The sequence below is a fragment of the Streptomyces sp. NRRL S-87 genome (assembly GCF_000719335.1).
Taxonomy (GTDB): Bacteria; Actinomycetota; Actinomycetes; order Streptomycetales; family Streptomycetaceae; genus Streptomyces.
In genome coordinates, this window is record NZ_JOGB01000107.1 from 1 (window position 1) to 7,534 (window position 7,534).

At 73.6% G+C, this 7,534-nt stretch carries 9 protein-coding genes; 1 reads left to right on the top strand and 8 read right to left on the bottom strand.

All coding sequences use genetic code 11. From position 1 onward, the window contains the following. Positions 1 to 216 precede the first annotated feature (216 nt). Positions 217 to 1,527 (top strand): cytosine deaminase, encoded by a 1,311-nt coding sequence (gene codA, locus IF43_RS0134790; RefSeq protein WP_078910676.1) that lies wholly within the window; start codon positions 217 to 219, stop codon positions 1,525 to 1,527. A gap of 46 nt (positions 1,528 to 1,573) precedes the next feature. On the opposite strand, the gene IF43_RS0134795 is transcribed toward codA, so the two are convergent. From IF43_RS0134795 to IF43_RS38535, 8 genes are all read right to left on the bottom strand, one after another. Next, on the bottom strand, positions 1,574 to 2,500 hold the full coding sequence (locus IF43_RS0134795; RefSeq protein ID WP_030210652.1) for a RimK family alpha-L-glutamate ligase: 927 nt from the start codon (positions 2,498 to 2,500) through the stop codon (positions 1,574 to 1,576). Next, the gene (locus tag IF43_RS41300; protein WP_051796828.1) at positions 2,497 to 3,360 is read right to left on the bottom strand and encodes a hypothetical protein; all 864 of its coding nucleotides are present in this window, start codon (positions 3,358 to 3,360) and stop codon (positions 2,497 to 2,499) included. The genes IF43_RS0134795 and IF43_RS41300 overlap by 4 nt, the downstream gene beginning before the upstream one ends. Further along, a complete protein-coding gene (locus tag IF43_RS41940; RefSeq protein WP_158939670.1) occupies positions 3,329 to 3,499 on the bottom strand; it encodes a hypothetical protein in 171 nt (56 codons plus the stop codon). Before IF43_RS41940 ends, IF43_RS41300 begins: the two co-directional genes overlap by 32 nt. Then, positions 3,484 to 3,768 carry a hypothetical protein gene (locus IF43_RS0134810; protein WP_063753452.1) on the bottom strand — a complete coding sequence of 95 codons (285 nt, stop codon included), beginning with the start codon at positions 3,766 to 3,768 and terminating at the stop codon, positions 3,484 to 3,486. The genes IF43_RS41940 and IF43_RS0134810 overlap by 16 nt, the downstream gene beginning before the upstream one ends. Before the next feature lie 172 nt (positions 3,769 to 3,940). Further along, on the bottom strand, positions 3,941 to 5,158 hold the full coding sequence (locus IF43_RS0134815) for a hypothetical protein (protein WP_051796829.1): 1,218 nt from the start codon (positions 5,156 to 5,158) through the stop codon (positions 3,941 to 3,943). A 13-nt stretch (positions 5,159 to 5,171) separates the two neighbouring features. Then, a complete protein-coding gene (locus tag IF43_RS0134820; RefSeq protein ID WP_030210667.1) occupies positions 5,172 to 5,441 on the bottom strand; it encodes a hypothetical protein in 270 nt (89 codons plus the stop codon). Positions 5,442 to 5,467: 26 nt separating this feature from the next. Beyond that, complete coding sequence (locus IF43_RS0134825; RefSeq protein WP_030210671.1) at positions 5,468 to 5,716, bottom strand: hypothetical protein; 249 nt, start codon at positions 5,714 to 5,716, stop codon at positions 5,468 to 5,470. A gap of 383 nt (positions 5,717 to 6,099) precedes the next feature. Continuing rightward, on the bottom strand, positions 6,100 to 6,624 hold the full coding sequence (locus tag IF43_RS38535) for an RICIN domain-containing protein (RefSeq protein WP_030210685.1): 525 nt from the start codon (positions 6,622 to 6,624) through the stop codon (positions 6,100 to 6,102). Between the last annotated feature and the right edge of the window lie 910 nt (positions 6,625 to 7,534).

Genomic DNA, 7,534 nt, shown 5'->3' on the forward strand with positions numbered 1-7,534 from the left:
GTCTACTACCGCCCCTCGGATGTGACCTGCGCCCTGTGGGCCGCCTCACCGCCCCCACCCCCCGAACCCACCCTCCGTAACCGGACGAACCCCCTCAGGGCCGAACTCCTCCGTCCGCGGAGCCCGCCGGGAAGCCGCCGGGAAGGGGGCCTCCGTGGCGGTCGGGCCACGAGTCGGCACGCGGCGGACCCGGGCCGGTCGCCCTAGGGTGGGCCCATGCGGATGATCGTGCGCGGTGCCCGGCTGTACACCGGCGGCGGCGAGCTCTCGCCCTCCCTGATGGACGTGGAGGTGGGGGAGGACGGCCGCGTCGCGCGCGTGGTGCCGTACGACGACCAGAAGGAGCCCCCGAGCACGGGGGTGCTGATCGAGGCGCACGGCGATCTGCTCAGCCCGCCCTTCGTCGAGCCGCACATCCACCTGGACACCGCGCTGACCGCGGGCGAACCGCGGTGGAACGCCTCCGGCACGCTGTGGGAGGGCATCGCCTGCTGGAGCGAGCGCAAGCGGAGCCTGACCCGCGAGGACGTGGTGGCCCGCGCCACCGAGGTGCTGCGCTGGCAGGCCGCGCAGGGCGTCCTGCACGTGCGGACGCACTGCGACGTGACCGATCCGGACCTGACGGCGCTGGACGCGCTGCTGGAGGTGCGGGACCGGGTCCGGGAGGTGATGACGCTGCAGGTCGTCGCGTTCCCGCAGGAGGGGATCGCCTCGTTCCCCGGCGGCGAGAAGCTGATGCGCGCCGCCGTCGCCCGCGGCGCGGACGTGGTCGGGGCGATCCCGCACTTCGAGGACACCCGTGAGGACGGTGTGGCGTCCCTGCACGTGGCGTTCTCGCTGGCCGAGCAGTACGGGCTGCGGGTGGACGCGCACTGCGACGAGATCGACGACGAGCAGTCCCGCTTCGTCGAGGTCCTGGCCGCGCTCGCGCTGCGCACCGGACTGCGCGACCGGGTCACCGCCTCGCACACCACGGCCATGGGCTCGTACAACGGCGCCTACAGCTACAAGCTCCAGCGGCTGCTGCGCCGCTCGGGGGTGCACCTGGTCTGCAACCCGTTCGCCAACCTCGCGCTCCAGGGGCGCTTCGACGGCTACCCCAAGCGCCGCGGCCTGACCCAGGTCAAGGAGATGCTGGCCGCGGGAGTGAACGTGGCCTTCGGCCACGACGACGTGATGGACCCGTGGAACCCGCTGGGCACCGGCAACCCGCTGCAGACCGCCCTCACGGGCCTGTACGCCGCCCAGCTGACCGGCGCCGACGAGATCGCGACGGCGTTCTCGATGGTGACGGACCGGGCGGCGGCCGTCATGGGCCTGGAGGACCATGCGATCGCCCCGGGCGCCCCGGCCTCGTTCGTCCTGCTGCCGGCCCGCACCCCGTACGACGCCCTGCGCCGCCAGGTGCGTCCGACCCACGTGGTCGCCCGCGGCTCCCTGCTCGCCCGGACCCCGGCCACCCCGACGCAGCTCAGCTGGCCGGGCGAGGAACCCGGAGAGGTTTCGTTCGCGCGGCCGGTGCTGTGACGCGCCGGACCGTCGCGGGCCCGCCCGTGAGCCGCCGGCCGACCCCCTACGGGGTGACGGGCGGCGGGTCGGACGGGCCGGCCAGCCAGTGGGCCATGGCCCGGGTGATCGCGCCCCCTGCGCGGCGGTCGTAGCCCTCGAAACAGGGCATGGCGTTGGCTTCGAGGAAGTACCACTCCCCCGTGGCCGCGTCCACCTTGAAGTCCACCCCCAACAGGGGCGTCCCCGTGTGGGCGGTCAGGCGTGCGCAGCCGCGGACCACGGACTCCGGGAGCGTGACGGGGCGGTAGTCGTTGACGCCCACGACGGTGCGGTAGTCGATCTCGGGTGAGTGGATGGCCTCCCCGAACGCCCGGTCGCCGACCGTGTGGACCCGTACGTCCGGACCGGTGATCCGTTCCTGGAACAGCACGGGTACCCGCCCCAGCCGGTCCAACCGGGCCTCGTCGCCCGCCTCGTAGGCCCGGGCGAAGGTCTTGGCCGCGGACGCACCCTTGAAGACCGCGCCCCGCGGGCAGTCGGCGACGAAGGCGCGTGCCTCCTCGGGGTCGGAGGTCAGGCAGGTCCTCGGCACCTGCCAGCCGCCGACGGCGGCCAGGGCCACCGCGTGCAGGACCTTGGTGAAGCCGGTGGCCTCGCGCAGCGGACGGTTCATGACCCGGACGGGGAGGTGCTCGAACAGCCGCAGGAACGCCTGGTAGTGCCCGGCGGCGGCGTGCGCGTGGCGGGGGGCGGGGGCGTGGGCCGACACGTCCAGCAGCCGGCACCACACGGCACCGGCCTCGCCGAGCCGGATGACGCGGCGGCCGGTGTCGATGGTCGCGCTCGCCAGGTCGTCGAGGGGGATGCGTACCGATCCCCGCAGGGCGAGGGAGGGCAGGTCGACCGCCTCGTGGTCCAGGCCCGCGGCCCGCACGGCGTGGAGTCCGGCCAGGAAGGTGGGGTCGGCGGCGACGCCGACGCAGAGGATCACCCGACCGGCCGCGGCCGCCGGGGCGGCCGTGGCTGGCGGGGCGGCCGTGGCTGGCGGGGCGGCCGTGGCTGTCGGGTCAGCCGGGCCAGCAGTGCGGCGTACGCGGCGTCCGCCACGGACGCGAACTGGTGGTGGTTCGCCCACGGTGAGGCCTCGAGGAGCCGGAGGGCGCCGTCGGCCGCCTCGGCGGTCTCCACGGTGACGATCGCGAAGTCCGTCTGCTTGGCGTGCAGCCAGTTGCGGATCAGGGTGACCTGCGGGGCGTGGCGGGCGAGGTCGGGTCGGCGGCCGGGGTCGCCGAGGTGGAAGGTGCTGGTTCCGGCGAAGAGGAGCCGGTGGGTCCGCCCCGCGTCGATCCGCGTGAGGTGGACGACGTCGAACGGGGTGCGTGCGGCGGGGTCCAGCGGTACGTAGTCGCTGATGCGGTAGGCGTGGTTCGCCCCGGTCGCGTCCCGGCCGTCGGTGAGGGTGCCGGCCGGGAGGACGCCGGGCGCCGACGCGGCGAGTTCCAGCGGGTCCAGCCGCGGCGGGTACCCGTGCACGGTGGGCCGGTTCACCACGGGGCCGGGCCACAGGGCCACGGCGGACCAGACGGCGGCCTGCCGCTCGTCGGCGGCGAAGCGGGCGGCCGGTGTCGGGCGGGTCGAGAGGTCGGCCCGGCCGCGGCAGAGGATGCCGGCCGGGGGACGGCCGTCGACGAGGACGGTGCTGCGGGGGCGCAGTTCGCGGGACACGGTCACGGAGACCGCGAGCCGGTCGAAGTCCGCCGCCACGACGGCCTCCACGCCCCTTTCGGAAGCGGCGCGGGCGAACCGTACGGCGGTCTCGTCAGTGCTGTCCGCCAGCACCAGCAGCGTCATCGCCCTCCTCGAAGGCGCGAAGGGCCTCGGCGACCAGCCAGGCGCGCACCCCGACCTCGCTCACCACGTCGGGCCGCGACGCGGACGGGATGAACAGCGCCTCCTCGTCGCACGGCGGCTCGCCTAGCGGGGTTCCCACGTCAGCCCGGAACCCGGCCCGCCCGGCAGCCGGTCCGCACCCCAGCCGTGCTCGTGCTCCTTGTACTCACTGCGTTCGGTGGACTCGCTGTTCTCGCTGTTCTCGGAGGACTCGCTGCGCTCGCTGCCCTCGCTCCCCTCGGTTCCCTCGCTGCCCTCGGATCCGGTGTTCGACGCCTCGGGGAACGCCCCCGTGCCCCGTTCGCCGAGGAACTGCAGTGCCCGCCGCCGGACGTCGTCCGGGAAGTCCTCGAATGCGCGCCCGCTCATCGCCCGCCTCCTTGCGCGTGGCCTCGCCCAGGACTCATGGAACCGCTCGACCGCCGTGCGCGCAAGGGTGGTTGTACGGTGGACGTCCCGGATCCACCGCGTCTGCGGGGCCGGCCCGAGCCCTGCCGGAGCCGCTCGCCTCCCGGTCGCCGGGGCCGGCCACCGGCGCGGGTCAGGGGCCGATGCCGAAGTGCACGTACCGGGGTTCGACGTTGCGTCGGTCCGAGCCGCCCTGGAGCGTGTAGCCGGAGGCCACCCACTCCGAGGACTCGGGGTGGTGGCGCCGGCAGCTGAGGTAGTCGCCCCACTTGCCGGCCAACGGCCCGTGCGTGCTCGTGCCGGTGACGGCCAGCCGCCACTCACCGCCGTCGCGGAAGCCGACGACGTGCGCGGGGTGCCGCGGGCCGCCGCCGAGGAAGAGGGAGACGCCGACGATCCCCTGGGCGTTCGGGCAGGCCGCGGGCTGGGCGTAGGCGGACTCCTGGCTCCAGATGTCGGGCTCCTCGACGAGGGCCTGGGTGGTCCAGTCGACCACCGCGCCCTTGACGTAGGGCAGGGGGCGTCCGGACCGGGGGCCCGCCGTCCACAGGAAGCCCGCGCGGGTGCCGCTCACCCAGCTGCCGGTGATGCGCGAGTCGGTCCGGGTCAGCCATTCCACGCCGCCGGGGCCGGGCGCACTGTACGGATCGCGGGTCCACTGGCCGACCTGTACGTCGAACGAGCCCACCGTGTTGGAGCCGTCGGGCCACCCGTACACGCGCAGGGTCCGGCCGCCGTTGTGGCTGGCGAAGAACATGCTCCCGGCCGCGCCCTGGGTCAGGCGCAGGGATCCGTTCTTCGTCGTCGACCACCACTGGTAGGTGAGCGCCGTGCCGGCCCGCAGCGTGTCGAGGGGGACCTTGAAGGCGAAGGCGCGCTGCCAGGAGCCGGCCCCGTTGAAGCCGTTGAAGGTGACGTACAGGTGGTTCGAACTGAACGCCGCGTCGGGGTAGTCGAACCACAGGTCGGTCCAGGTGGGGTCCAGGTCCCGCGGGCCGAAGTCGTGCCACGCCCATGCGGTGGGGTCGGCGCCGGGGGCGTAGGCGATGCGGAAGACGTTGCCGCCGCCCGCGGCGGCGTACTGCAGGATCCAGATCCAGATGTCCCGGCTCGGTTCGTAGAGGACGATCTGGTCGCAGCAGAAGCCGCCCGCTGCCGGGGGCAGCGCGTTGTACGGGTTGATCAGGGTCCACGCCGCTCCGTCGTCGGTGCTGCGGCCAGCGAACCAGTTGCCGGTGATGAAGACGTCGTCGTGGGACGTAGCGACGGTCGGCTCGTGGATGGTGCTCGTCTGGACGCCGGTGGCGTTGTCGTCGAGGCCGATGTTCCGGATGAGGCGGACCTGAGCCATGGCTGCACCTCCGTCAGTGCTCCTCGGGCTCGTCGGGCTCGTCGAGCTCCTTCGGAATGGATTCGGGCACCTGGTCCTGCCGGGGCCCCATGGGCTTCCTGCGCCGGCCCATCGCGACCTCACGTGCGTCGAGCTCCTCGGGGGTCGGGGTGTACTCCGCCGCCTCGGCCATCGCCCTGGCCCGCTTCCCGGGCTTCGCCAGGGACTTCGGCTTGCGGGTCCGGCCCACGTTCGCTTCCTCCGCCGCGTACGGGGGCCCCTCGGACCGCTTCTCCTCCGACATCGGGCAGCCTCCTGCTCCTGGTGGACTCACTGGGTGCCTGGGTGCAGTGCCCTGGCCCGGCGCCATTCGCTCCGCGCGAGCAGCGAGAACGTGAGGGTTCCGCACACGGCGAGGACGACGATGGTCCATTCGAGCGCGCCGCTGTGCCGGTCGGGGTCGACCCCGAAGACCTCTTCGATCCAGTCGCGCCAGATCAGGGTCACGATGAGAAGGATTCCGCATACCGCGGCGGCGATCGCCTCGATCCAGCCGCGCACACGCACGTCACGCATCATCTTGCGCACCCTTCAGGGTGTACGCCACGACGGGGGTCGCCCCACCATCGGGGCCGGAGTGAGGGCGCCGCCCGTCGACCGGGCGGCGACGGCCCGTCGGCGGAACCGCCGTCGCGCACCGGCGGCTGCGACGATCGCGCCGCCCCGTGCACGGGCCGAGGACTCACTCTCAGTAGGCGCCCTGCCGCCTGAACCTGTCAAATGCACGCGCGGGCCGGCCCGCGCGGGCCGGCGCGCGCCGGGTGTCCTCCGCCCCGGGGGAGGCTGCGTGACGGCTGCTCAGGTGGCCGGGCGCGGGCGGCGGCGTGGTCGTGAACCGGGCCTGACCGCCCTCGCCTCCACCCCCACATCCTGGCCCACCCACGGCCCGGCCCCGTGGAGCGCTACTCCGAGGTGACCACGTTCCACAGGTCGAAGAGCGAGTTCGTCGCACGCGGCTCGCAGGGGTACTGGATGAGCCAGGCGCCCTGGTGCGAACCGCCGGCGTAGTTCAGGCAGTTCACCGACGACGCGGACGGCTGGAACTCCCAGTAGCCGTTCCAGTCGACGCCGACGGTGTTGAAGAACGAGTCGCTGTTGCTGCAGTAGTAGATGAGGATCCGGTCGCCGGTGTGGTCGCGGCCGTACTGGTTGTTGAGGCACAGGTCCGGGTGCGCGGTGGACTGGATCTTGATGTAGTGGCTGCCCACGTGGACGAGGTTCCACTTCTGGGCGTCGGTGTGGTTGCACGTCCACGCCTGGAGCGGGGTCCCGGGGGTGAAGTTGCTGTTAGGGACGTCCAGGCAGTAGCCGTCGGGGTTGTCGATCTCGATGCCGTAGCGGTCGGCGGCCTGCGCGGGAGTGGCCGCCAGGGACAGGCCGGCCACCGCCGCGACGGCCGTGAGGATCGCCGCGATGCGCTTGCGCATGAAGAGTCTCCCGTAGGGGTGCGGAGGGCAGGGGGAGGCCCGTCGCCCGTCCCCCTGGCGGCCCGACCGGGCGGTGACGTCGTCCGTCCGCCGATGAGCCGGGCTGGAACGTAGCGCAGCTCGGCCCGCGTCCCGGGCGGTCACGGGTCCCAGGGACGTCCCGAGACGGTCCCGACCGGCTGACCAGCGTTTTGGGATCGGGGCGGGGACGGCGGGAACGGGGCACGCCCGCGCCCGCGGGACGGCGGGCGAGGCCACAGGGGACGAGTGAGGGCCCCGGCCGGCCGGGGGGAGGGCCGGCCGGGGCGCGCCTTGGACTGCCGGGGGGGGTGGGCAGCCAAGGCGGTCGGAGGGGGCTGCGGGCCCGGGCGCCGGGGCGCCCCCGGGGGCCCCGGCCGGGAGTGTGCGTTCCGCAGCCGTACCAGGTGAACGCCCGGCCGGCGTCAGGAGTTCCGCTCGCGGGACGTGCCGGAGGTAGCCGTCGGGGAGGGCGACGCCGCCGGCGTTGCCGTAGGAGGACTCGCTGAGGAAGGCGCCCGCGGGGCAGGCGCGGGCGGCACCGAGGCCGGCACATCGAGTCTGTCAAGTCCCGTATTGCAGTGGCGTGACGGTGGCGCACGGGTGGGGTTTATTTGAAGTACGCCCTCACCGGAGAAAACATCCGGAAAACCGGGGGCGGAAAATCTCCCTCAGGTCAGAAAAGGAGGGCGGTTTTCACCCCCCTTCCCGACATACCGAGTGGAGAATTCCGATGTTCGAGCGCATCCTGTCCCGTCGTATCGTCCTGGCCGGCGCTTCCGTGGCCCTGGTGGGTGGCGGCATCGCCCTGCCGGCGACCGCGATGGCGGCCCCCGCCTCCGCCCCGCAGCAGGTGGTCTCGCTGGCCCACGCCGACAGCGCCGACGGCATC